The sequence below is a fragment of the Pseudomonas sp. NFACC45 genome (assembly GCF_900113505.1).
Classification (GTDB): Bacteria; Pseudomonadota; Gammaproteobacteria; order Pseudomonadales; family Pseudomonadaceae; genus Aquipseudomonas; species Aquipseudomonas tehranensis.
In genome coordinates this window covers 137,686-161,579 of the sequence record NZ_FOPO01000001.1, presented here as the reverse complement: position 1 = coordinate 161,579, position 23,894 = coordinate 137,686, and the positions used below count along the sequence as shown (strand labels likewise).

Here is a 23,894-nt window from a genome sequence, read left to right as displayed (position 1 = left end):
GTGCGTCTTTGCTTTATCAGATGGAGAGCGCTATGGCTTGGAATGAGCCGGGTGGCAACTCGAATAATCAGGATCCCTGGGGTGGAAAACGTCGTAACAACGGCGACCGCAAGGGGCCGCCGGATCTCGACGAGGCCTTCCGAAAGCTGCAGGAAAGCCTGAACGGTTTGTTCGGTGGTGGTAAGAAACGCGGTGACGATGGTGGTGGCCGTTCGGGCAAGGGTGGCGGTTATGGCCTGCTCGGCATTGGTCTCGTCGTGCTCGCGGCTGTCTGGCTGTACAGCGCGGTTTATGTCGTGGACGAGCAGGAGCAGGCCGTGGTGCTGCGCTTCGGCAAGTACTACGAGACTGTCGGTCCGGGTCTGAACATCTATTTCCCGCCAATCGACAAGAAGTTCATGGAGAACGTCACGCGTGAGCGTGCCTACACCAAGCAGGGCCAGATGCTGACCGAAGACGAGAACATCGTCGAAGTGCCGCTGACCGTGCAATACAAGATCTCCAATCTGCAAGACTTCGTACTGAACGTCGACCAGCCGGAAATCAGCCTGCAGCACGCCACTGAAAGTGCCTTGCGTCATGTGGTGGGCTCTACCGCCATGGACCAGGTGCTGACTGAAGGTCGTGAGTTGATGGCCAGCGAAATCAAGGAGCGCCTGCAAAGGTTCCTCGATACCTATCGCACCGGTATCACCGTTACCCAGGTCAACGTTCAGAGCGCAGCGGCACCGCGTGAAGTCCAGGAAGCCTTCGATGACGTGATCCGTGCCCGTGAAGACGAGCAGCGTTCGCGCAACCAGGCCGAGACCTATGCCAACGGTGTCGTGCCGGAAGCCCGTGGTCAGGCCCAGCGCATCATTGAAGACGCCAACGGCTACCGCGACGAAGTGGTCTCCCGCGCCAAGGGTGAGGCGGACCGCTTTACCAAACTGGTGGCCGAGTATCGCAAGGCGCCTGAAGTCACCCGCGAGCGTCTGTATCTGGACACCATGCAGGAAGTCTTCAGCAACACCAGCAAGGTCCTCGTGACCGGCAACAAGAACGGCCAGAGCAATCTGCTGTACTTGCCGCTGGACAAGATGGTCGAGAGCGGTCGCAGCACCAGTACGCCGTCGACCGGCGCGGCAGCCGTCAGCAATGAAGGCAATGCCCGTGCGGTGGAACTGCAGCAACAGCAAGCACGTACCAGGGAGAGTCGCTGATGAGCAATAAATCGCTGATCGCCCTTATTGTCGGTGTCGTCGTGGCGATCGCTGCCTGGAACTGCTTCTACATCGTGGCTCAGACCGAGCGCGCGGTGTTGCTGCAATTCGGTCGCGTGGTCCAGGCTGATGTCCAGCCAGGGCTGCATGTGAAAGTGCCGTACGTCAACAAGGTGCGCAAGTTCGATGGCCGCCTGATGACGCTGGATGCACCGACGCAGCGTTTCCTGACGCTGGAAAAGAAAGCCGTGATGGTGGACGCCTATGCCAAGTGGCGCGTGAAAGATGCCGAGCGCTTCTACACCGCGACATCAGGCCTCAAGCAGATCGCCGACGAGCGTCTGTCTCGTCGCCTGGAATCGGGTCTGCGTGACCAGTTCGGTAAGCGTACGCTGCATGAAGTCGTGTCCGGTGAGCGTGATGCGCTCATGGCTGACATCACCCGTTCGCTGAATACGATGGCAGAAAAAGAGCTGGGTATCGAAGTCGTCGATGTCCGGGTCAAGGCCATCGATCTGCCGAAGGAAGTCAATCGCAGTGTGTTCGAGCGGATGAGCACCGAGCGCGAGCGTGAAGCCCGCGAGCACCGCGCCAAGGGTAACGAGCTGGCCGAAGGCATCCGTGCTGACGCTGATCGCCAGCGTCGCGTACTGCTGGCTGAAGCCTATCGTGAGTCGGAAGAGGTCCGTGGTGATGGTGATGCCCAGGCCGCTGCGATCTACTCCAAGGCCTACGGTCAGGATCAGGAGTTCTACGGGTTCTACCGTAGCCTGCGCGCTTATCGTGAAAGCTTTGCGAACAAATCCGACGTCATGGTCCTGGACCCAAGCAGTGACTTTTTCCGCTACCTGGAAAAATCCAAGCCTTGATGCGACGTTGACCTGAAGCACTCCGCCCGGCGGCTAAAGCGTCGGGCGGGGTGATCCTTTGGGAAAACGTGTGTATGATGCGGCAGCCGGGAAATTCCCGGCTTTTTTGCGTCTGCACGTTCGATTGCGGTTTTTGGTGCAGGCGTCGGGTTGAACGACTCGACAGGTTTTTCGAGGAAAGTGCTTGGCGAGGCCGATTAAAGGCCATTCGTCACGTTGCTCATGCGCGGGGTTTGCGCATGGGGCGGGCATTTTCTGCTTCACTCAAGGCTTGCCCGAGGGCTGGCCACCCGGACCATAGGGGAATGGCGTAATGGCAACGGTAGACCGCTGGCTGCTGCCAGATGGCATCGAAGAAGTACTGCCACCGGAAGCTGCGCGTATTGAAGTAGCGCGTCGGCAGGTGTTGGATCTGTTCCAGAGCTGGGGTTACGAATTCGTCGTTACCCCGCATATCGAGTACCTGGAATCCCTGCTGACCGGCGCGGGCCAGGACCTGGATCTGCGCACCTTCAAGGTTATCGACCCGCAGTCGGGTCGGCAGATGGGCTTTCGTGCCGACATCACGCCGCAAGTGGCCCGTATCGACGCCCACACCCTGCGTCGTGAAGGTCCGAGCCGTTTGTGCTATGCCGGCAGTGTGCTGCACGCCCAGCCGCGCGCCTTGTCATCTTCGCGCAGCCCTATCCAGTTGGGTGCCGAGTTGTATGGCGACGCCAGCCCCAGCAGCGACGTGGAAGTCATCAGCCTGATGCTTGCCATGCTGCAACTGGCCGACGTACCGGATGTCCACATGGACCTGGGTCACGTCGGCATCTATCGTGGCCTGGCGCGTGCGGCCGGTTTGTCCGGCGAGGTGGAGCAGCAGTTGTTCGATGCCTTGCAGCGCAAGGCCATCGATGAAGTGATCAGTCTGACCGAAGGCCTGCCGGCCGATCTGTCCGGCATGTTGCGGGCGCTGGTAGACCTCTGCGGAGGTCGCGAAGTGCTGGCCGCTGCCCGCGAGCGGCTGGCCCATGCGCCGGCACCTGTGCTCGCGGCACTGGACGATTTGCTGGCGATTGCCGAGCGGCTGTCGGTGCGTTTCCCCGAGCTGCCGCTGTATTTCGACCTGGGTGAACTGCGCGGTTATCACTACCACACCGGTGTGGTGTTCGCGGTGTTCGTGCCGGGAGTTGGCCAGTCCATCGCTCAGGGCGGTCGATACGATGATATTGGCGCCGACTTCGGTCGTGCCCGTCCGGCGACCGGCTTCTCTACCGATTTGAAAACCCTGGTGACCCTGGGGCGTGCTGAAGTCGAGCTACCGTCTGGCGGTATCTGGATGCCTGACAGTACGGATGCAGCACTCTGGCAGATGGTCTGCCAGTTGCGCAGTGAGGGTCAACGTGTCGTCCAGGCCTTGCCTGGGCAGCCTTTGGCCGCCGCCCGTGAAGCGGACTGCGACCGGCAATTGATTCAGCAGAACGGGCTTTGGCAAGTATTGCCGCTGGCTTCTTGAGTTTTCCTGCCGGCCGCGGCCGGCACCAAGTTTGCGCGAATGAGGACAAGTGTTATGGGTAAGAATGTCGTAGTCCTGGGCACCCAGTGGGGTGATGAGGGCAAAGGCAAGATCGTTGATCTGCTGACCGAACATGCTGCCGCCGTAGTGCGCTACCAGGGTGGCCACAACGCAGGTCACACCTTGGTGATCGACGGTGAGAAAACCGTACTGCACCTGATTCCGTCGGGCGTGCTGCGCGAAGGCGTGCAGTGCCTGATCGGCAACGGGGTGGTGGTTGCCCCCGACGCCTTGTTGCGGGAAATCATCAAGCTGGAAGAGAAAGGCGTACCGGTGCGCGAGCGTCTGCGTATCAGCCCGTCCTGCCCGCTGATCCTGTCCTATCATGTTGCGCTGGACCAGGCCCGCGAAAAGGCCCGTGGCGAGCTGAAGATCGGCACCACCGGTCGCGGCATCGGTCCGGCCTACGAAGACAAGGTGGCCCGTCGCGGCCTGCGCATCGGTGACCTGTTTCACCGTGAGCGCTTCGCCGCCAAGCTGGGCGAGTTGCTGGACTACCACAACTTCGTTCTGGTCAATTACTACAAAGAGCCGGCCATCGACTTCCAGAAAACCCTGGATGAGTGCATGGAGTACGCCGAGCTGCTCAAGCCGATGATGCTCGACGTCACTGCCGAGCTGCACGAGCTGCGTCGCGCGGGCAAGGACATCATGTTCGAAGGCGCCCAAGGCTCGCTGCTGGACATCGACCACGGTACCTATCCGTACGTCACCAGTTCCAACACCACTGCCGGCGGCATCGCCACCGGTTCGGGTTTTGGACCGATGTACCTGGACTACATCCTGGGTATCACCAAGGCCTACACCACTCGCGTGGGTTCGGGTCCGTTCCCGACCGAGCTGTTCGATGACGTCGGTGCGTTCCTGGCCAAGCGCGGCCATGAGTTCGGCGCCACCACTGGCCGTGCCCGTCGTTGCGGCTGGTTCGATGCCGTCATCCTGCGTCGCGCCATCGACGTCAACAGTATCTCGGGCCTGTGCCTGACCAAGCTGGACGTGCTGGACGGCCTGGAAACCATCAACATCTGCGTGGGCTACAAGAATCAGGACGGCGCGGTCATCGACGCACCGACTGACGCTGACAGCTACATCGGCCTGGAGCCGGTATACGAGCAGATGCCAGGCTGGACTGAGTCGACCGTGGGCGCCAAGACCCTGGAAGAGCTGCCAGTGGCGGCCCGCAACTACATCAAGCGCGTGGAAGAGTTGGTCGGTGCGCCGATCGACATTATTTCGACGGGGCCGGACCGCAACGAAACCATCGTTCTGCGCCACCCGTTTGCCTGATAAGTCGTTGATGTAAAAAGCAAAGGACCCTCATCGGGTCCTTTGTCGTTTCTGACTGCCAGGCGGCACGACACTTGCTACACACCATGAATAATAAGTGCTTCTTGTGAAGTGCCATCAAATTAATGGCGTTAGTAGAGGGATTCCCTGTGTCGGCCGTTCTCTCATTGTTACAAAGCCGCCTGTTGCGGCCGGTGTTCGTTACCCTCGGTGTCGCCCTTTTGGTGCAGGTGCTGGTCGCTGTCGCGCTGACGCGAAGCACGGTCACTGCGCTGGAGGCTGATCTGGAGGCTCGGCTCGGCGGCGACAGTCAGAAGTTGTCTGGTGAACTGGAGCAGGCCGGGCGTGAAGTGACGTCGAGCCTGGACAGCTTGTCGACCAGCACTCGTCAGCGCCTCACCGCCGGTTTGTCTGCGCGGCTGAAGGATGAACAGGCACAGTTGCGGGCGACGCTGGAAAAATCGCTCAAGGATTCTGCCAATGATATGGCGCAACTCCTGGCTTCGGTCGCGCCCCGCGCCATGTGGGACAGCGACGTGCCGGCCCTCTCCGAGTTTGCCCGTCGGGCCCAGCGCAATCCCAACGTACTCTTCGTCATTTATGACGACGCCACCGGCCAGCACCTGACTCGTTACCTGAATCGGGAGAACCCGATCAACAAGGCTTTGCTGGAGAAAGGCCAGGGCGATCGGGCGCTGGACAAGGTGTTGGACGCGGCCAAGAACGACCCTTCGGTGTATTACCTTGAGGCCTCGATCAACCCCAACGGCGTAGAGATCGGCAAGGTGTTGATGGGCGTTTCCACGGCCTCCGTTGAGGCTGACCTGAAAGCGTTGGACCAGCGCTTCTCGGCCTTGATCGCCAGTGGTGACCAGTTGGTGGGCGATAGCCTCAAGGGGGCCGCAGCTGACAGCGCCACGGCAATGCGCGGGCGCCTGGAATCGGCCCAGTCCACCGCGACGCAAATGCAGGCCAACACCGCCACCACCGTACAGGATGCTGCGGGCACTTTGCGCTGGCGGATCGGCCTGGGTCTGGCGCTGGTGGGGTTTGGCGTGCTGGTGTTGCTGGCTGTGGTGTTGGGGCGGCGAGTGGTCAATCGTTTGAAGCTGTTGATTGCCGCGATGAACGATCTGGCGGCGGGTGAGGGCGACCTGACCAAGCGCGTGCAAATCAGCAGCAAGGACGAAATCGGCGAGATGGCCTCGGCGGTCAATCGTTTTGTGGATAAGTTGCAGCCCATCGTGCGGGAGGCGGGAGACGTGGCCCAGCGCACCGGTGTGGAGATCGGCGCAATGACCTTGCGCAATTCCGGCGCCGATGCGGCGGCCGGAATGCAGCGTGATGAAGTGGCCGAGAGCTTGCGAGCGTTGTCGCAAATGGCCGACGAAGCGCAATCGGAAAGCCAGGCGATGCAGGCTGCCTTGCAGCAGGTGGTGGAGATTCGCAAGGCCACCGACGAAAACACCCGTACATCGGCCAAGGTCGGTGGTTTGATTGAGGCGCTGGCCGGGCAGGTCGACACCGGGGCGAAAGTCATCGAGCGGCTGGCTCAACAGAGCGAGCAGATCGAAGTGGTGCTCACGGTCATTCACGGCATTGCCGAGCAAACCAACCTGCTGGCCTTGAACGCGGCCATCGAAGCGGCGCGGGCCGGGGAAACCGGGCGCGGGTTCGCAGTGGTTGCCGACGAGGTGCGGGCGCTGGCAAGCAAGACGCAGAGTTCGACCGGCGACATCCAGGCTCATATCGTCGCGCTGCAGCAGGGCGCTCGCGAGGCGGTGGCCGCCATCGGCCAGGCTGGGCGTCAGGCCAGCGAGGGGTTGTTGGTGTTGCGTGACAGCGCGCGCTTACAGCAGTCGGTACAGACCTCTGTAGAGCAGGTGCATGCGGCCATCGGTCTGGCCACGCAGGCGGCGGCTCACCAGGCGCAAGGTGCGCAGGCGGTGCGTGGGCGGGTGGAAACCATTCATGCCCAGGCCGAGAAAGCGGCTCAGGCTGTGGTCGAGACCACGGCCAGTGGCAAAGTGCTCGACAGTCTGGCGGCGCAATTGAAGGCGAGCCTGGGGCAGTTCAGGGCTTGATAGGGTAACTGGTCTGCCTTATCGCGAGCAGGCTCGCTCCCACAGTGGGTTTCGAGGTGTTCACAGCATTTGTGTTCATTGCGATCCATTGTGGGAGCGAGCCTGCTCGCGATAGCGGTTCCAAGGCTCCAGCCATAAATCCAAGTGCCCAGAAACGCAAAAACCCGCTTTCGCGGGTTTAAGTGAGTTCAAGGCCGTAACCTTGAAGCTTGAATTGGTGCCCAGAAGAAGACTCGAACTTCCACGACCTTGCGGTCACCAGCACCTGAAGCTGGCGTGTCTACCAATTTCACCATCTGGGCAGCATCTTCAGCGTTGCCGCTGTCGATGTGGCGCACTATACGGAGCGAGTTTTGATCTGTAAACCCCTGTTTTTGTTTTAGTAATTACCAGTCAGATTCCCGGGGCCGAAAATGCAAAAACCCGCTTTCGCGGGTTTTTGGGGAGCTGGCAGATCGTTGATCTGTCGCTCGAAATTGGTGCCCAGAAGAAGACTCGAACTTCCACGACCTTGCGGTCACCAGCACCTGAAGCTGGCGTGTCTACCAATTTCACCATCTGGGCAGTATCGGCAACGTGTGTACGTCGTCGATGGCGCGCACTATACGGAGCGTGTTTTTAACTGTAAACCCCTCCCGAGAAAAAAACCGGTAAATTTCACGAGCGGTGCATTTCCGGGCTTCAAAAGGGGTCAAAAGACTTCAGAAAAAGGCATCAGGCGCTTGAAATTTCCCGTTTCATTACGCCTATGCCAAACTAACCCGCATATAGACAAGGTGAAAACTCTCTAATGGCCGATTGGCAGTCCCTCGATCCCGAGGCCGCTCGTGAAGCGGAAAAATACGAAAACCCTATTCCTAGCCGCGAACTGATCCTGGCGCATCTCGCCGATCGGGGTTCGCCTGCTAGCCGCGAGCAACTGGTCGAAGAGTTCGGTCTGACCACCGAAGACCAGCTCGAAGCCCTGCGCCGCCGTCTGCGCGCCATGGAGCGCGATGCGCAGTTGATCTATACCCGGCGTGGCACCTATGCGCCCGTGGACAAGCTTGACCTGATCCTGGGCCGCATCGCCGGTCACCGTGACGGTTTCGGCTTCCTGATCCCGGACGACGGCAGCGACGATCTGTTCATGAGCCCGGCGCAGATGCGTCTGGTGTTCGACGGTGACCGGGCCCTGGCCCGGGTTTCCGGCCTGGACCGCCGCGGCCGCCGTGAAGGCGTGATCGTCGAAGTGGTGTCTCGTGCCCACGAAAGCATTGTCGGCCGTTACTTTGAAGAAGGCGGCATCGGTTTTGTCGTCGCCGATAACCCGAAGATCCAGCAGGAAGTGCTGGTCACCCCGGGCCGCAATGCCAACGCCAAGGTCGGTCAGTTCGTCGAGGTGAAAATCACCCACTGGCCAACCCCGCGCTTCCAGCCCCAGGGCGATGTGGTGGAAGTGGTCGGTAACTACATGGCGCCGGGCATGGAAATCGATGTTGCCTTGCGCACCTACGACATTCCCCATGTCTGGCCCGAAGCGGTCCTCAAAGAAGCCGCCAAGCTCAAGCCTGAAGTCGAAGAGAAAGACAAAGAGAAGCGCATCGACCTGCGCCACTTGCCGTTTGTCACCATCGACGGCGAAGACGCCCGGGATTTCGACGATGCGGTCTTCTGCGAAGCCCGGCCGGGCAAATTGCGCCTGTTCTCCGGCGGCTGGAAGTTGTACGTGGCAATTGCCGACGTTTCCAGCTACGTGAAACTCGGCTCGGCGCTGGACGCCGAAGCCCAGGTGCGCGGCAACTCGGTGTACTTCCCCGAGCGCGTCGTACCGATGCTGCCAGAGCAACTGTCCAACGGCTTGTGCTCGCTCAATCCTCACGTTGATCGCCTGGCCATGGTTTGCGAGATGACCATCTCCAAATCCGGCGAGATGACCGATTACTGCTTTTACGAGGCGGTGATCCATTCTCACGCCCGCCTGACCTACAACAAGGTCAGCGCGATGCTGGAAACCCCGAAACTTGCCGAGTCGCGCAAGCTTCGTGGCGAATACACCGATGTCGTGCCGCATCTCAAAGAGCTGTACTCGCTCTACAAAGTGCTGCTGGCGGCCCGTCACGTGCGTGGCGCGATCGATTTCGAAACCCAGGAAACCCGGATCATCTTCGGCTCCGAGCGCAAGATCGCCGAGATTCGTCCGACGGTGCGCAACGATGCCCACAAGCTGATCGAGGAATGCATGCTGGCCGCCAACGTGGCTACTGCTGAATTCCTGAAGAAGCACGAGATTCCTGCGCTGTACCGGGTCCACGATGGCCCGCCGCCGGAACGCCTGGAAAAACTGCGCGCCTTCCTCGGTGAGCTCGGCCTGTCCTTGCACAAAGGCAAGGATGGTCCGTCGCCCAAGGATTACCAGGCCCTGCTGGCCGGTATCAAGGATCGCCCGGATTTCCATCTGATCCAGACCGTGATGCTGCGTTCGTTGAGCCAGGCGGTATACAGCGCCGATAACCAAGGTCACTTCGGCCTGAATTACGAAGCCTACACCCACTTCACGTCGCCGATCCGTCGCTACCCTGACTTGCTCACGCATCGGGCGATCCGCAGCGTGATCCACTCGAAGATGAACACCCCGCACGTCAAGCGGGCCGGTGCGATGACCATTCCCAAAGCGCGCATCTATCCGTACGACGAGGCGGCCCTGGAGCAACTCGGCGAGCAATGCTCGATGAGCGAGCGCCGTGCCGATGAAGCGACTCGCGACGTAGTGAACTGGCTCAAGTGCGAGTTCATGAAAGATCGCGTGGGTGAGTCGTTCCCGGGCGTGATCACAGCCGTGACCGGTTTTGGCCTGTTCGTCGAGCTGACCGACATCTACGTCGAAGGCCTGGTGCACGTCACCGCGCTGCCGGGTGATTACTACCACTTCGACCCGGTGCATCACCGCTTGGCGGGTGAGCGTACCGGTCGCAGCTTCCGTCTTGGCGATACGGTCGAAGTGCGGGTCATGCGCGTTGATCTCGACGAGCGCAAGATCGACTTCGAGATGGCGGAAAAAACCATCAGCGCGCCGATTGGTCGCAAGAAGCGCGGCACTGAAGCCTCTGCGCCTGCGGCCAAGACCGCCGCCGAGCCTGCTGCGGCCAAATCCGGGCGTCGCGGTCCGGCCAAGGAAAAGGCCGTCGAGGCCTATCGACCGAGCGATGCGGCGGCGAAAAACGCCGAGCTGCGCAGAAGTCGTGAGATGAAACAGGCGTTGCTGGCCGAAGCCAAGAGCGGCGGTAAAGCGCCGTCTGGGGGAAAGACCGGACGGTCGGCGCCGGACAAGGCGACCGGCAAGCCGAGCAAACACCGTAAAGGCCCGCCAAAAGCGGGCTCGGCCCCAGCCAAGAGCGGCGGGGCGCGTAAACCCAAGGCCAAGTCATGAGTCAGTTGGAAAAAATCTACGGTGTGCATGCCGTGGAAGCATTGCTGCGTCACCATCCCAAGCGGGTCAAGCAAATCTGGCTGGCTGAAGGCCGCAGTGATCCGCGGGTCCAGACCCTGATCGAGCTGGCTGGCGAGAATCGCGTAGCGGTCGGCCAGGCCGAGCGGCGGGAAATGGATGCTTGGGTCGAAGGTGTGCACCAGGGTGTGGTGGCCGAGGTCAGCCCGAGCCAGGTCTGGGGCGAAGCGATGCTCGACGAGTTGCTCGATCGCACCGAAGGCGCACCTCTGCTGCTGGTGCTGGACGGCGTGACCGATCCTCACAACCTTGGCGCTTGCCTGCGTTCGGCCGATGCGGCCGGTGCATTGGCGGTGATCGTGCCTAAAGACAAGTCGGCGACGTTGACGCCGGTGGTGCGTAAAGTCGCCTGCGGCGCGGCGGAAGTGATCCCGCTGGTAGCCGTGACCAACCTGGCGCGTACCCTGGAAAAACTCCAGCAGCGCGGTCTGTGGGTGGTCGGCACGGCGGGCGAGGCCGAGGTCAGCATTTATGACCAGGACCTGACGGGCCCGACCATCCTGATCATGGGGGCTGAAGGCAAGGGCATGCGCCGCCTGACCCGCGAGCACTGCGACTACCTGGTCAAGCTGCCGATGGCCGGCAGTGTCAGCAGCCTCAACGTTTCGGTCGCGACCGGCGTGTGCCTGTTCGAGGCCCAGCGCCAGCGTGGCGTGAAAGCAGCCGCCAAAAAGCCCTGACATACCCTTGTAGGAGCTGACGAGTGCAACGAGGCTGCGATCTTTCCAAGCTATTTGAGTCTTGAGCGAAAGAAAGAGCAAAAGATCGCAGCCTTCGGCAGCTCCTACGCTGTTCAGCTTCGTAAGAGCGGTGGTTGTTCAAATAATCACCAATCACCTTGCGCCGCCCTCGGCCCTTCTCTACAATTGCGCCCCTTGCTGTGATGGCAGGCACTTATGTGTCTAGCGTCCACAAGTCCATAAGTGTCATTCACTCCTTGTCTGACCGTTTTTGAGCGGCAGGCTACAACCCGTAAGGAGCATTCATGCGTCATTACGAAATCATCTTTTTGGTCCACCCGGATCAAAGCGAGCAAGTCGGCGGCATGGTTGAGCGTTACACCAAGCTGATCGAAGAAGACGGCGGCAAAATCCACCGTCTGGAAGATTGGGGCCGTCGTCAACTGGCCTATGCAATCAACAATGTTCACAAGGCTCACTACGTGATGCTGAACGTTGAATGCACCGGCAAGGCCTTGGCTGAGCTGGAAGACAACTTCCGCTACAACGATGCAGTGATCCGTAACCTGGTCATCCGTCGCGAAGAAGCCGTCACCGGCCAATCCGAGATGCTCAAGGCTGAAGAAAACCGCAGTGAGCGCCGTGAGCGTCGCGACCGTCCTGAGCACTCTGACAGCGCCGATGGCGATGACAGCGATAGCGACAGCGACAACAGCGATAACGCTGACGAGTAATCCACGGACCTTTTAAGGAGCCAATCACATGGCACGTTTCTTCCGTCGTCGTAAATTCTGCCGCTTCACCGCTGAAGACGTGAAAGAGATCGATTACAAAGATCTCAACACTCTGAAAGCCTACGTATCCGAGACCGGCAAAATCGTTCCAAGCCGTATCACCGGTACCAAAGCTCGTTATCAGCGTCAGCTGGCCACCGCTATCAAGCGCGCCCGCTTCCTGGCCCTGCTGGCCTACACCGACAGCCACGGCCGCTGAGACCGGGCAGTCGACACGTAGCAAAGGATTGAATGCATGCGCGCCTTAGCTGAGTTCATCATGCGCGGTCGTATGCAGGCCACTCTGGTAGTGGCTGGATGCGCGGCATTGCCGTTGTTGTATTGGTTGGGTGCTGCCGCGGTGAGTCTTGTACTCCTGCGGCGCGGATTGAAGGACGCCCTTGGCGTACTTGCTCTGGGACTGCTGCCGGCTTTGCTCTGGTGGCTGTATTCCGCTGACCCGCGGGCACTGATGGTGCTGCTGGGGTCTTCGGCGCTGGCGTTGGTGTTGCGCGCTAGTGAATCCTGGAACCGCGTGCTGCTGGTCAGCATAGCGATGGGAGTGGTGTTTTCAGTGGTGCTCGGGGTGGCTTTCGCGCCCCAGATCGAGATGTTGTCGCAGGCTTTGATAAAAATCCTGCCCGAGGCCCTCGGTGATCTCTACCAGCAGATGTCGGTAGAGGAGCAAGCGCGTTTCGCGTCCCTGATCGCACCGGTCCTGACCGGCCTGATTGCGGCCTTGTTACAAATCGTCAGTGTGCTGAGCCTGATTATCGGGCGCTACTGGCAGGCGTTGTTGTACAACCCGGGTGGTTTTGGTCGCGAATTTCGCGCCATCCGTTTCCCGCTTGGGCTGGCGATGTTGCTGCTGGCGGGCATGCTTCTGGGACCGAACTTCGGTCCGCAGATGGCCATGCTCACGCCGTTGTGCAGCGTACCGCTGGTATTTGCTGCTCTGGCCCTGATTCACGGGCTGGTGGCGCAAAAGCGACTGGCCAGGTTCTGGCTGGTGGGGTTGTACGTCACGTTGTTGCTGTTCATGCAGCTGATCTATCCGTTGCTGGTGGTCCTGGCCATCGTCGACAGCCTGATTGATTTTCGCGGTCGTATGGCGCCGAAAGACGCCGACAACGCGAACGGTGAAGGTTAAAAGTTAGAGGATTTTCACATGCAACTGATCCTTCTGGAAAAAGTCACCAACCTGGGCAACCTGGGTGACAAAGTAAACGTTAAGGCCGGTTACGGCCGTAACTACCTGCTGCCTTACGGCAAAGCTACCGCTGCGACCGCTGCCAACCTGGCCGCGTTCGAAGAGCGTCGCGCTGAGCTGGAAAAAGCCGCAGCAGACCGTAAGACCTCGGCTGAAAGCCGTGCTGCCCAACTGGCCGAGCTGGAAGTGACCATCACTGCCACCGCTGGCGACGAAGGCAAGCTGTTCGGTTCGATCGGTACTCACGACATCGCTGACGCACTGACCGCCTCTGGCGTTGAAGTGTCGAAGAGCGAAGTTCGTCTGCCGAACGGCACCATCCGCAACGTAGGCGAATTCGACGTAGCCGTGCACCTGCACGCCGAAGTTGAAGCCACCGTACGCGTTGTCGTGGTAGCAGCTTAAGCAATACCTGTCGGCTGGCACCCTCGGGTACTAGTCGGTAACATCGGGCACGATCCTGTTTACAGGTCGTGCCCTTTGTCTTTCTGCAATTGCTGATTTTCAAAACCCCCTGCGTTTCCAAAAGAATCAAGTGGCCATGAACGAAATCACCGCTCCCGAGCAATACGATCTGCAAACCGCTGCCCTGAAGGTGCCTCCGCACTCCATCGAGGCCGAACAGGCGGTGCTCGGTGGTCTGATGCTGGACAACAACGCCTGGGAACGCGTGCTCGATCAAGTATCCGACGGCGATTTCTACCGACATGACCACCGCCTGATTTTCCGTGCCATTGCACGATTGGCCGATCAGAACATGCCGATCGACGTGGTGACCCTCGCCGAGCAATTGGACAAGGAAGGTCAGACTTCTCAGGTTGGCGGTCTCGGTTACCTGGGTGAGCTGGCAAAAAACACGCCGTCTGTCGCCAACATCAAGGCCTATGCCCAGATCGTGCGTGAACGGGCGACTTTGCGCCAATTGATCGGTATCAGCACCGAAATCGCTGACAGCGCCTTCAACCCGGAAGGCCGAACCGCTGCCGAGATCCTCGACGAAGCGGAACGGCAAATCTTCCAGATCGCCGAGGCCCGGCCAAAAACCGGTGGTCCGGTCAGCGTCAACGATCTGCTGACCAAGGCCATCGACCGCATCGACACCCTGTTCAACACCGATAACGCCATCACCGGCCTGTCCACCGGCTACACCGACCTTGATGAGAAGACCAGCGGTCTGCAGCCATCAGACCTGATCATCGTCGCCGGCCGTCCGTCCATGGGTAAGACCACCTTTGCGATGAACCTGGTGGAAAACGCCGTATTGCGCAGTGACAAGGCCGTTCTGGTGTACTCCCTGGAGATGCCAGGTGAATCGCTGATCATGCGTATGCTCTCCTCTCTGGGGCGTATCGACCAGACCAAGGTCCGTTCCGGCCAACTGGAAGATGATGACTGGCCGCGCCTGACTTCGGCGGTCAACCTGCTCAACGACCGCAAGCTGTTCATCGACGACACTGCCGGTATCAGCCCCTCGGAAATGCGTGCCCGAACCCGTCGTCTGGTGCGTGAGCACGGTGATATCGCGCTGATCATGATCGACTACCTGCAGTTGATGCAGATTCCGGGCTCCAGCGGCGACAACCGGACCAACGAGATTTCCGAGATTTCCCGTTCCCTCAAGGCCCTGGCCAAGGAATTCAACTGCCCGGTGGTGGCGCTCTCCCAGTTGAACCGTTCCCTGGAACAGCGCCCCAACAAACGCCCGGTGAACTCCGACTTGCGTGAATCCGGAGCGATCGAGCAGGACGCCGACGTGATCATGTTCGTCTACCGTGACGAGGTGTATCACCCGGAGACGGAACACAAGGGCATCGCCGAAATCATCATCGGCAAGCAGCGGAACGGCCCGATCGGCTTCATCCGCCTGGCCTTTATCGGCAAGTACACACGCTTCGAAAACCTGGCGCCGGGTAGCTACAATTTTGATGACGATGAATAGCCCGTTCGACAATGTCCTGTAGGAGCTGGCGAGTGCAGCGAGACTGCGATCTTTCCACTGCCAGTTGAGTCGAAAGCGAAAGGTCAAAAGATCGCAGGCTTCGCCAGCTCCTACAGAACTCGCTTTCTCTGCACGGGCTGTAATGACCAATTTCCGACCATAACCGTCGGAATTGGTCAAATTTTGTGCTATATTTCGCGCCCGCGATTTTTCATCTTCTATACCGGTCATCGACATGCAAGCAGCCAAGCCGTTATTTGACTATCCCAAGTACTGGGCCGAATGTTTCGGCCCGGCGCCGTTCCTGCCCATGAGCAGGGAGGAGATGGATCAGCTCGGCTGGGATTCGTGCGACATCATCATCGTGACCGGTGATGCCTACGTCGATCACCCGTCGTTCGGCATGGCGATCATCGGTCGGCTGCTGGAAGCCCAAGGCTTTCGTGTCGGGATCATTGCCCAACCGAACTGGCAGTCCAAAGACGACTTCATGAAGCTTGGCGAGCCGAACCTGTTTTTTGGCGTCGCGGCCGGCAACATGGACTCGATGATCAACCGCTACACCGCCGACAAGAAAATCCGTTCCGATGACGCCTATACCCCGGGTGGCATGGCGGGCAAGCGGCCGGACCGCGCGAGCCTGGTCTACAGCCAGCGCTGCAAGGAAGCCTACAAGCATGTGCCGATCGTGCTCGGCGGTATCGAAGCGTCCCTGCGCCGTATCGCCCATTACGATTACTGGCAGGACCGCGTGCGCAACTCGATCCTGATCGATGCCTGCGCCGACATCCTGCTCTACGGCAACGCCGAGCGGGCGATTGTCGAGGTCGCCCAGCGTCTGTCTTACGGCCATAAGATCGAAGACATTACCGACGTGCGCGGCACGGCCTTCATCCGCCGTGACACCCCGCAAGGCTGGTACGAAGTCGATTCCACGCGCATTGACCGTCCGGGCAAGATCGACAAGATCATCAACCCGTACGTGAACACCCAGGACACCCAGGCCTGCGCCATCGAGCAAGAGAAGGGGCCGGTTGAGGACCCGAGCGAAGCCAAGGTCGTACAGATCCTGGCAAGCCCGCGCATGACCCGCGACAAGACAGTGATTCGTCTGCCGTCGGTGGAAAAGGTTCGTGGCGACGCGGTGCTCTATGCTCACGCCAACCGCGTGCTGCACTTGGAAACCAACCCGGGCAACGCCCGTGCGCTGGTGCAGAAGCATGGTGAAGTCGATGTCTGGTTCAATCCGCCGCCCATTCCGATGACCACCGAGGAAATGGATTACGTGTTTGGCATGCCTTACGCCCGTGTTCCACACCCGGCGTATGGCAAGGAAAAGATCCCGGCCTACGAGATGATCCGTTTCTCGGTGAACATCATGCGTGGCTGCTTTGGTGGCTGCACCTTCTGCTCGATCACCGAGCACGAAGGCCGGATCATTCAGAACCGCTCTGAAGAATCGATCATTCGCGAGATTGAAGAGATCCGCGACAAGGTCCCGGGCTTCACCGGCGTCATTTCCGACCTTGGTGGCCCGACCGCGAACATGTACCGCATTGCCTGCAAGAGCCCGGAAATCGAATCCGCCTGCCGCAAGCCGTCCTGTGTGTTCCCCGGTATCTGCCCGAATCTCAATACCGATCATTCTTCACTGATCCAGCTGTACCGCAGCGCCCGCGCATTGCCTGGGGTGAAGAAGATCCTGATTGCCTCCGGCCTGCGTTACGACCTGGCGGTCGAGTCGCCGGAATACGTCAAGGAACTGGTAACCCACCACGTGGGTGGTTACCTGAAGATCGCCCCGGAACATACCGAGGAAGGTCCGCTCAACCAGATGATGAAACCGGGCATCGGCAGCTATGACAAATTCAAGCGGATGTTCGAGAAGTACACCAAGGAAGCCGGCAAAGAGCAGTACCTGATTCCGTACTTCATCGCCGCCCACCCGGGCACCACCGACGAAGACATGATGAACCTGGCACTGTGGCTCAAGGGCAACGGTTTCCGGGCCGACCAGGTGCAGGCGTTCTATCCGTCGCCGATGGCCACCGCCACGGCCATGTACCATTCGGGCAAGAACCCGCTGCGCAAGGTCACCTACAAGAGCGACGCGGTGACCATCGTCAAGAGCGAGGAGCAGCGCCGCCTGCACAAGGCCTTCCTGCGTTATCACGACCCCAAGGGCTGGCCGATGCTGCGCGAAGCGCTGACCCGCATGGGCCGCGCCGACCTGATCGGGCCGGGCAAGAACCAGTTGATCCCGTTGCACCAGCCGGCCACCGACAGCTATCAGAGTGCCCGGCGCAAAAACTCGACGCCGGCTGGCAGCCACAAGGTGGGCAAGGAAACGACCAAGATCCTGACTCAGCACACCGGCCTGCCACCGCGCGCCAGCGACGGCGGCAACCCGTGGGACAAGCGCGAGCAGGCCAAGGCTGCGGCATTCGCCCGCAACCAGCAGGCCGCCAAGGAACGCAAGGACGCCGCCAAGGGCAAAGGGCCCAAGCCTGCACGCAAGCCTGTCGTGCCGCGCTAATCGTCGTGCAACATCGCAAAACGCCAGCTTAGATGCTGGCGTTTTGCTTTCTAGCGGCGGTGCTACTCGTTTGCTATCGTGGCGCCCGCCAATGCCAGGCAGTTCCGGGCAATAGAGCTAAACACCGCTTTTGTGGCGAGGGAGCTTGCTCCCGCTCGGCGGCGAAGCCGTCGTAAAACCGGCTGACACGGTCTGCCTGGGAGATTACCTCGGTTTATTTGGGGCTGCTTCGCAGCCCAGCGGGAGCAAGCTCCCTCGCCACAGATGCCAGCGTTGGCTTTGTGAGACCCCGGCTTGCCCGCACTCACGGCCACACAGGCAATACAGTTCTCACCCTCGGATTTTCAAGGACGATTCATATGAGCACCCCGTTACCGGGTATCGGCATGGACTACAGCCCCTCCCAGTTCATGGCCCGTCAACGCATCGAAAGCCAGATCAACCTGCCGCGCCTGTTCGCTGCCATCGACGCCGATCCCAGTATCGTCGGCGCGGGCGTGGTGTATATCGATGCGGAATTCAACGTGGTGACCCTGCGCGAGTTCAAGCCGATTTGCAGTATCAAGCCCAAGCGGATCATCTTGCACGAGGCGCAGAAGTACATCGCACCGGCGCAATTTGCCCAGCAGGTGCAGGACAATCCTCGGCAATCGCGTCTGGTAGGAGAGGCGATCAATACCACCTTGTCCTGCGCTGGAGCGGTGTTGGGTTGGATTGTCGTGCTCAGTGGGTCGGTTGCGGTTCCCTTCAGTGCCGGGGCCAGCTCTGTGGTGGTGGCTTTGGGTTATGCCGCCGCGACTGCTAGTTCGGTGCAATGTGGTGTCGGTGTTATCCGCACGGTGGCAGAAGTGACTAATCCGCAGATCAATGACAAGTTGGACAGTGAGGAGTGGTACCAATACGCTTCGATGGGTCTGGATGCTGCCTCTTTGCTGGGCGTAGGGGCTTCTACCTTAACCACCATAAAACTTGTGAAGGTGACCAAGGCCAGTACAGGTAAAAGCCTGCGTGAAGTCTTGCGTGGGCTGACTCGACAGGAGCGATCAAAGCTGACCAAAGAGTTGTTGAGCATCAATGATCCCCGGCTGACGCCAAAGATGCTCAAGCTCAAGCAACTTGCCGGTGGGTTGCCAAAGCGCTTCACTCCGACTCAGTTGAAACACGCTACGGTTACTCAGATCAAGGACTCCTTGGGTGCAGCGATAGGCCTGACTGGTAGTAGCTTGTCGGGCAATGTCAAAACTATAGCCGTTGGCTTATACGAAGAGTTGGAGGAGTAGTGGAAGATTTGAGTCTGCCTCGTTTTCTGGCGCATTACTTTCCGACCTTCATGGGCGGCATTTTCGCGGCATTGTTCTCTTTGGGTTGTGCTATTCCCTTGGTGACAGCTTCCTATTTCTCCGGTGCTTCAATCGACGAGCAAGCGACTTGGTCAGTTCTGGGGGGCGCGGCGGTCACCTTGGTGGTGGTGCACTGCAATTTCATGGTGGTGCGCGGAAGGCCACTGTGGGTGTGGGGAGTGGTCGCCGTTCTGGTTTTATGCCTGCTGGGCGTATTGCCCACCATAGTGGACCGTCCGCATAAGGTCATCTATGTTTTGGCTGTGATGTTTCCGCTATTAGGTTTGCTGGTACTCAACAGCAAACGACATAGGGAGATGCGTAGCCGGCTGGTGGAGATCCGTCATCGACGTGAAGTGTTAAAGAAAGAACTGAATGGTCAGAGAAAGAAATAATGAATCGCCAATATTCATTGAACACTTTCCTTGCTCATTATTTTCCGACCTTCATCTGCGCCTTTTTTCTAGCCTGTTTCGCGGTTTCCGCTTCAATTTCATTAGTCTCCAGTACTTACTTTCGAGGTGATCCCGAACGGGCCAAATATTCTTTTCTGATTGCGCTGATCCTCTCTCTGCTCTTGGCGTTGAGTCATTTCGTCATGATCAGGGGGCGGTCATGGGGTGTTCGTGCCATCGTTGTGTTCTATCTGGCTTGTCTCTTCACTGTCCTCCCCACCTACGGCTACAAGCCGCATCCCGTCGCCTATGTGACTGGGTTGTTGTTTCCGTTGCTGGGGCTGCTATTGCTCAACAGCAAGCGCCATCGAGAGATGCGCCAAAAGTTGTTGGAGTTGCGCGAGGAGCGTATGGCGATGAGGTCTGCCGTCCGTCTGCAGAAGAAAAGAAAAGGACGCTAGGTGGAAAACTATCCGACTTTCATCCATTTTATGAAGCGCTACTTTCCGACCTTCATCGCGACGATATTCGTGGCGAAAATATCGTGTTTACTGGCGCTCTTTGCTCTTCTCGACAGTTTTTTTGTGCGCGCTACGTTGTCGAGCCAAGCGAAAATTTCCGCTGTATGCATTGCTATTTGTACGTTGGTTCTGGTCCATAGCAACTTTATGGTCGCGCGCGGCAGAGCGGGTTGGGTCTGGGTGTTTGCCGGGCTCTTTGTGGCCTGTCTGTTGTGTGTCTTGCCGACTATTGGTTATCGCCCGAATCGATTCGTTTATGCGGCAGGTCTGTTCTTTCCATTGCTCGGGCTGCTACTGCTCAACAGCAAACGTCACCGCGAAATGCGCAGCAAGCTGGTCGAAGTCCGCCGCCAACGCGAACTCTTTATCCAGTCCGCCAGAGCCCGCCGCTCACGGCGTTGAGTCGATTCGCTACCACCGCTGCTACATTTATGTGCTTACCTTTGCACCCGAATGCGAGCATCGCGCGCTTTTAGTGCTCTACTGCCGTGAGTAGACGAAGAAAGTGTCGGGCCTGCCTGCATGGCATAAGTCTTGCGCCGCTTTCGATAACGCCCAGGCTTGCAGGAGGTACGTCGTGTCGATTCACGTCGCATTGCACCATGTCACGCATTACCGGTACGACCGCGCTGTCGAGCTCGGTCCGCAGATCGTTCGCCTGCGCCCGGCGGCCCACAGCCGCACGCGGATTCTTTCTTATGCGCTGAAGGTCGCGCCCGATCAGCATTTCATCAACTGGCAGCAGGATCCCCAGGGCAATTACCTGGCGCGGTTGGTGTTTCCCGAGAAAACCCGGGAGCTGCGCATTGAAGTCGATCTGCTGGCGGAAATGGCGGTGTTCAATCCGTTCGACTTTTTCCTGGAACCCTACGCGGAAAAAATCCCGTTCACCTATGCCGCCGACGAGCGCAAGGAGTTGGCGCCTTACCTTGAAACCCTGCCGTTGACGCCGAGATTCCAGGCCTATCTGGACGGCATCGACCGCACGCCGTTGCCGGCGGTGGATTTCCTGGTGGCGCTCAACCAGCGCCTGAGCGAAGACATCAACTACCTGATCCGTATGGAGCCGGGCGTCCAGACCCCGGAGCACACCCTGGAGCATGCGTCCGGTTCCTGCCGCGACTCGGCCTGGTTGCTGGTGCAGTTGTTGCGCAACCTCGGCCTGGCCGCGCGGTTCGTTTCCGGCTACCTGATCCAGTTGACCGCCGATGTGAAAAGCCTCGACGGTCCGTCCGGCACCGAGGTGGATTTCACCGACTTGCATGCCTGGTGCGAGGTCTACCTGCCCGGTGCCGGCTGGATCGGCCTGGATGCGACGTCCGGGTTGTTCGCTGGTGAAGGGCATATCCCGTTGGCCTGTAGTCCCGATCCGTCCTCGGCGGCGCCCATCAGTGGCTTGGTGGAACCGTGCGAGTGCGAATTCAGCCACGAAATGTCCGTCGAGCGGATCTGGGAAGCGCCACGGGTCACAAAGCCCTACACCGAAGAGCAGTGGCTGGCGATTCAGGCGTTGGGCCGGAAAATTGATGCCGACCTGCTGGAAGGCGATGTTCGCCTGACCATGGGGGGCGAACCGACCTTTGTCTCGATCGATGACCCGGACGGCGCCGAATGGAACACCGCGGCGCTGGGGCCGGACAAACGTCGCCTCTCCGCCGAGCTGTTCCAGCGCATGCGCAAGCATTATGCGCCCCAGGGGCTTGTGCATTTTGGCCAAGGCAAGTGGTACCCCGGTGAGCAGTTGCCGCGCTGGTCGCTCAACTGCTATTGGCGGCGTGACGGGGTGCCGATCTGGCACAACAGCGCGTTGATCGCCGACGAGCAGCAGGACTACGGCGCCGACGGCGAAATGGCCGGGCGCTTTCTGACCAGCGTTGCCGAGCGTTTGAAAATTCCTGCGCGATTCGTGTTCCCAGCCTACGAGGACAATTTCTATTACCTCTGGCGCGAAGGTGCATTGCCATCGAACGTCACGGCCCAGGACCCACGCCTGGAAGATGCTTTGGAGCGGGAACGGTTGCGCAAGGTCTTCAGTCAGGGCCTGGACAAAGTGATCGGGCAGGTCCTGCCGCTGGCGCGTACCGCCAAGGGCGATCAATGGCAAAGCGGTCGATGGTACCTGCGCGATAGTCACTGCCGGTTGGTACCGGGGGATTCGCCCCTGGGTTATCGCCTGCCATTGGCTTCCCAGCCATGGGTGACAGCGGCCGAATACCCTTTCATTCATCCCACCGACCCGAACCAGGACCTGGCGGCGCTGCCCGACGCCGAACACCTGGCCCGTCACGGTGAGCCTGCAACCGAGCAGGATCGTGCCCCACAGATTGACGAATCCGCCGACTGGCTGACCCGCACGGCGTTTTGTGCCGAGGCTCGCGAGGGGCGCTTGTACCTGTTCATGCCGCCCCTGGAGCGGGTCGAGGATTATCTGGAGCTGGTCAGCGCCATCGAGGCGACAGCCGAGGAGCTGCATTGCCCGGTACTGTTGGAAGGCTATGAGCCACCGAGCGACCCGCGTCTGAGTAACTTTCGCATCACCCCCGATCCGGGCGTGATCGAGGTGAACGTGCAGCCGTCCGCGACCTGGGATGAACTGGTCGAGCGCACCGAGTTTCTTTACGAAGAGGCGCGACAGACCCGGCTGACCACCGAGAAATTCATGATCGACGGTCGGCACACCGGCACCGGTGGCGGTAACCATTTCGTACTGGGGGGCGCGACTCCGGCGGATTCCCCCTTTCTACGGCGTCCTGACCTGCTGCGCAGTCTCATCAGCTACTGGCATAACCACCCGTCGCTGTCCTACCTGTTTTCCGGCTTGTTCATCGGCCCGACGTCCCAGGCACCGCGGGTGGACGAAGCGCGCAACGATGCGTTGTATGAGCTGGAAATTGCCTTCGCACAAATGCCGCAGGCTGGCGAAGAGTGTCCGCCCTGGCTGGTTGATCGGCTGTTGCGCAACCTGTTGATCGACGTGACCGGCAACACCCATCGTGCCGAATTTTGCATCGACAAACTCTATTCGCCGGACGGCGCCACCGGGCGTCTCGGTCTATTGGAACTGCGGGCTTTTGAAATGCCGCCCCACGCCCGTATGAGCCTGGCCCAGCAGCTATTGCTGCGGGCGCTGGTGGCGCGGTTCTGGCGTGAACCCTATGCGCCCGCGAAACTGGCGCGCTGGGGGACTGAGCTGCATGACCGCTTCCTGTTGCCGCATTTTATCGAACAGGATTTTGCCGACGTCATCAATGAACTGAACGCCGCCGGTTACCCGCTGCGGGCCGAGTGGTTCGCAGCGCACCTGGAGTTTCGTTTTCCCAAGGTGGGCGATTACGCGGTCAGCGGCATCGAACTGCAATTGCGTCAGGCCCTTGAACCCTGGCATGTGCTGGGGGAGGAGGGCTCGGTGGGTGGCACCGTGCGGTATGTGGACTCTTCTCTTGAACGTTTGCAGGTCAAACTCAGCGGCCTGGCGCCGCAACGCTATCTGCTGACCTGCAACGGTATACCGGTGCCGCTTCAAGCCACCGGGCGGGTTGGCGAATTCGTCGCCGGGGTACGTTTTCGTGCCTGGCAACCGGCCAACTGCCTGCAACCGACCATCCCGGTCCACGCGCCGCTGGTCTTCGATCTGCTCGACACCTGGACGCAACGTTCAGTGGGTGGCTGCCAGTACCATGTGGCCCATCCGGGCGGACGCAACTACGACAGCCTGCCGGTGAATGCCAACGAGGCTGAAAGTCGGCGAATGGCGCGTTTTTTCCGTCTTGGGCACACGCCAGGGAAACTTCCGATACCCCACCTGGCAGTGGATGACGAGTTTCCCCTCACGCTCGATCTGCGACGTTTTCCAGGGGCTTCAATGTAGGCGCTGTCGAGTTCAACGAGGCTGCGATCTTTCCCCCAGACACTTGAGTCCCAAGCGAAAGATCAAAAGATCGCAGCCTCCGGCAGCTCCTACAGGGCACCCCCAGCGCCTTGTCACAATCTTCCACCTATCCGGGCGTCAT

Annotated in this window: 18 protein-coding genes and 2 tRNA genes; 18 read left to right on the top strand and 2 right to left on the bottom strand. The window is 59.8% G+C overall.

The features are described from left to right. The first annotated feature begins 32 nt into the window (after positions 1-32). The 5 genes from hflK (at position 33) to BM132_RS00695 (ending at position 7,003) form a co-directional block, all read left to right on the top strand. Positions 33-1,202, top strand: a complete 1,170-nt coding sequence (gene hflK / locus BM132_RS00715; protein ID WP_092395752.1) for an FtsH protease activity modulator HflK — start codon at positions 33-35, stop codon at positions 1,200-1,202. Further along, entirely contained in the window at positions 1,202-2,071 is an 870-nt protein-coding gene (hflC, locus tag BM132_RS00710) for a protease modulator HflC (RefSeq protein WP_092395754.1), read from the top strand. Before hflK ends, hflC begins: the two co-directional genes overlap by 1 nt. A gap of 313 nt (positions 2,072-2,384) precedes the next feature. Continuing rightward, positions 2,385-3,572 (top strand): ATP phosphoribosyltransferase regulatory subunit, encoded by a 1,188-nt coding sequence (locus tag BM132_RS00705; RefSeq protein ID WP_092395756.1) that lies wholly within the window; start codon positions 2,385-2,387, stop codon positions 3,570-3,572. A 54-nt stretch (positions 3,573-3,626) separates the two neighbouring features. Then, positions 3,627-4,919, top strand: a complete 1,293-nt coding sequence (locus BM132_RS00700; RefSeq protein WP_003186407.1) for an adenylosuccinate synthase — start codon at positions 3,627-3,629, stop codon at positions 4,917-4,919. A gap of 149 nt (positions 4,920-5,068) precedes the next feature. Beyond that, positions 5,069-7,003, top strand: a complete 1,935-nt coding sequence (locus BM132_RS00695) for a methyl-accepting chemotaxis protein (protein ID WP_092452355.1) — start codon at positions 5,069-5,071, stop codon at positions 7,001-7,003. A 215-nt stretch (positions 7,004-7,218) separates the two neighbouring features. On the opposite strand, the gene BM132_RS00690 is transcribed toward BM132_RS00695, so the two are convergent. Both BM132_RS00690 and BM132_RS00685 read right to left on the bottom strand, forming a co-directional pair. Beyond that, positions 7,219-7,305 (bottom strand) — tRNA-Leu (locus BM132_RS00690). A gap of 175 nt (positions 7,306-7,480) precedes the next feature. Further along, positions 7,481-7,567, bottom strand: a tRNA-Leu gene (locus BM132_RS00685). 226 nt (positions 7,568-7,793) lie between these two features. Between BM132_RS00685 and rnr the strand changes: the two genes are divergently transcribed. The 13 genes from rnr to BM132_RS00620 all read left to right on the top strand — a co-directional run bounded on the left by rnr (position 7,794) and on the right by BM132_RS00620 (position 23,752). Continuing rightward, positions 7,794-10,412, top strand: a complete 2,619-nt coding sequence (gene rnr / locus BM132_RS00680; RefSeq protein WP_092452352.1) for a ribonuclease R — start codon at positions 7,794-7,796, stop codon at positions 10,410-10,412. Continuing rightward, a complete protein-coding gene (rlmB, locus tag BM132_RS00675; RefSeq protein WP_092395762.1) occupies positions 10,409-11,170 on the top strand; it encodes a 23S rRNA (guanosine(2251)-2'-O)-methyltransferase RlmB in 762 nt (253 codons plus the stop codon). Before rnr ends, rlmB begins: the two co-directional genes overlap by 4 nt. A 305-nt stretch (positions 11,171-11,475) precedes the next feature. After that, positions 11,476-11,904 (top strand): 30S ribosomal protein S6, encoded by a 429-nt coding sequence (rpsF, locus tag BM132_RS00670; protein WP_003186395.1) that lies wholly within the window; start codon positions 11,476-11,478, stop codon positions 11,902-11,904. A gap of 28 nt (positions 11,905-11,932) precedes the next feature. Next, positions 11,933-12,163, top strand: a complete 231-nt coding sequence (gene rpsR, locus BM132_RS00665) for a 30S ribosomal protein S18 (RefSeq protein ID WP_002551829.1) — start codon at positions 11,933-11,935, stop codon at positions 12,161-12,163. A 36-nt stretch (positions 12,164-12,199) separates the two neighbouring features. After that, positions 12,200-13,093: a YybS family protein gene (locus tag BM132_RS00660; RefSeq protein WP_047227318.1), complete on the top strand. Its 894-nt coding sequence runs from the start codon at positions 12,200-12,202 to the stop codon at positions 13,091-13,093. 18 nt (positions 13,094-13,111) lie between these two features. Next, complete coding sequence (gene rplI / locus BM132_RS00655; protein WP_047227319.1) at positions 13,112-13,558, top strand: 50S ribosomal protein L9; 447 nt, start codon at positions 13,112-13,114, stop codon at positions 13,556-13,558. A gap of 136 nt (positions 13,559-13,694) precedes the next feature. Then, positions 13,695-15,092: a replicative DNA helicase gene (dnaB, locus tag BM132_RS00650; protein WP_027911801.1), complete on the top strand. Its 1,398-nt coding sequence runs from the start codon at positions 13,695-13,697 to the stop codon at positions 15,090-15,092. 235 nt (positions 15,093-15,327) lie between these two features. Next, positions 15,328-17,628, top strand: coding sequence for a YgiQ family radical SAM protein (locus BM132_RS00645; protein ID WP_092395764.1), 2,301 nt, complete (start codon positions 15,328-15,330; stop codon positions 17,626-17,628). Between the two features lie 359 nt (positions 17,629-17,987). Further along, a complete protein-coding gene (locus BM132_RS00640; RefSeq protein ID WP_092452349.1) occupies positions 17,988-18,908 on the top strand; it encodes an Ssp4 family T6SS effector in 921 nt (306 codons plus the stop codon). Between the two features lie 50 nt (positions 18,909-18,958). Further along, positions 18,959-19,363 (top strand): DUF1614 domain-containing protein, encoded by a 405-nt coding sequence (locus BM132_RS00635; RefSeq protein WP_177218129.1) that lies wholly within the window; start codon positions 18,959-18,961, stop codon positions 19,361-19,363. Further along, a complete protein-coding gene (locus tag BM132_RS00630) occupies positions 19,363-19,824 on the top strand; it encodes a hypothetical protein (protein ID WP_092452343.1) in 462 nt (153 codons plus the stop codon). The genes BM132_RS00635 and BM132_RS00630 overlap by 1 nt, the downstream gene beginning before the upstream one ends. After that, on the top strand, positions 19,825-20,286 hold the full coding sequence (locus tag BM132_RS00625; RefSeq protein ID WP_092452340.1) for a hypothetical protein: 462 nt from the start codon (positions 19,825-19,827) through the stop codon (positions 20,284-20,286). 175 nt (positions 20,287-20,461) lie between these two features. Further along, the gene (locus BM132_RS00620; RefSeq protein WP_092452337.1) at positions 20,462-23,752 is read left to right on the top strand and encodes a transglutaminase family protein; all 3,291 of its coding nucleotides are present in this window, start codon (positions 20,462-20,464) and stop codon (positions 23,750-23,752) included. The last annotated feature ends 142 nt before the right edge of the window (positions 23,753-23,894 follow it).

Excerpts from the sequence above, each read along its gene's own strand:
- hflK (WP_092395752.1), top strand. The coding sequence starts at position 33 with ATGGCTTGGAATGAGCCGGGTGGCAACTCGAATAATCAGGATCCCTGG.
- hflC (WP_092395754.1), top strand. The coding sequence starts at position 1,202 with ATGAGCAATAAATCGCTGATCGCCCTTATTGTCGGTGTCGTCGTGGCG.
- BM132_RS00705 (WP_092395756.1), top strand. The coding sequence starts at position 2,385 with ATGGCAACGGTAGACCGCTGGCTGCTGCCAGATGGCATCGAAGAAGTA.
- BM132_RS00700 (WP_003186407.1), top strand. The coding sequence starts at position 3,627 with ATGGGTAAGAATGTCGTAGTCCTGGGCACCCAGTGGGGTGATGAGGGC.
- rnr (WP_092452352.1), top strand. The coding sequence starts at position 7,794 with ATGGCCGATTGGCAGTCCCTCGATCCCGAGGCCGCTCGTGAAGCGGAA.
- rlmB (WP_092395762.1), top strand. The coding sequence starts at position 10,409 with ATGAGTCAGTTGGAAAAAATCTACGGTGTGCATGCCGTGGAAGCATTG.
- rpsF (WP_003186395.1), top strand. The coding sequence starts at position 11,476 with ATGCGTCATTACGAAATCATCTTTTTGGTCCACCCGGATCAAAGCGAG.
- rpsR (WP_002551829.1), top strand. The coding sequence starts at position 11,933 with ATGGCACGTTTCTTCCGTCGTCGTAAATTCTGCCGCTTCACCGCTGAA.
- BM132_RS00660 (WP_047227318.1), top strand. The coding sequence starts at position 12,200 with ATGCGCGCCTTAGCTGAGTTCATCATGCGCGGTCGTATGCAGGCCACT.
- rplI (WP_047227319.1), top strand. The coding sequence starts at position 13,112 with ATGCAACTGATCCTTCTGGAAAAAGTCACCAACCTGGGCAACCTGGGT.
- dnaB (WP_027911801.1), top strand. The coding sequence starts at position 13,695 with ATGAACGAAATCACCGCTCCCGAGCAATACGATCTGCAAACCGCTGCC.
- BM132_RS00645 (WP_092395764.1), top strand. The coding sequence starts at position 15,328 with ATGCAAGCAGCCAAGCCGTTATTTGACTATCCCAAGTACTGGGCCGAA.
- BM132_RS00640 (WP_092452349.1), top strand. The coding sequence starts at position 17,988 with ATGAGCACCCCGTTACCGGGTATCGGCATGGACTACAGCCCCTCCCAG.
- BM132_RS00635 (WP_177218129.1), top strand. The coding sequence starts at position 18,959 with ATGGGCGGCATTTTCGCGGCATTGTTCTCTTTGGGTTGTGCTATTCCC.
- BM132_RS00630 (WP_092452343.1), top strand. The coding sequence starts at position 19,363 with ATGAATCGCCAATATTCATTGAACACTTTCCTTGCTCATTATTTTCCG.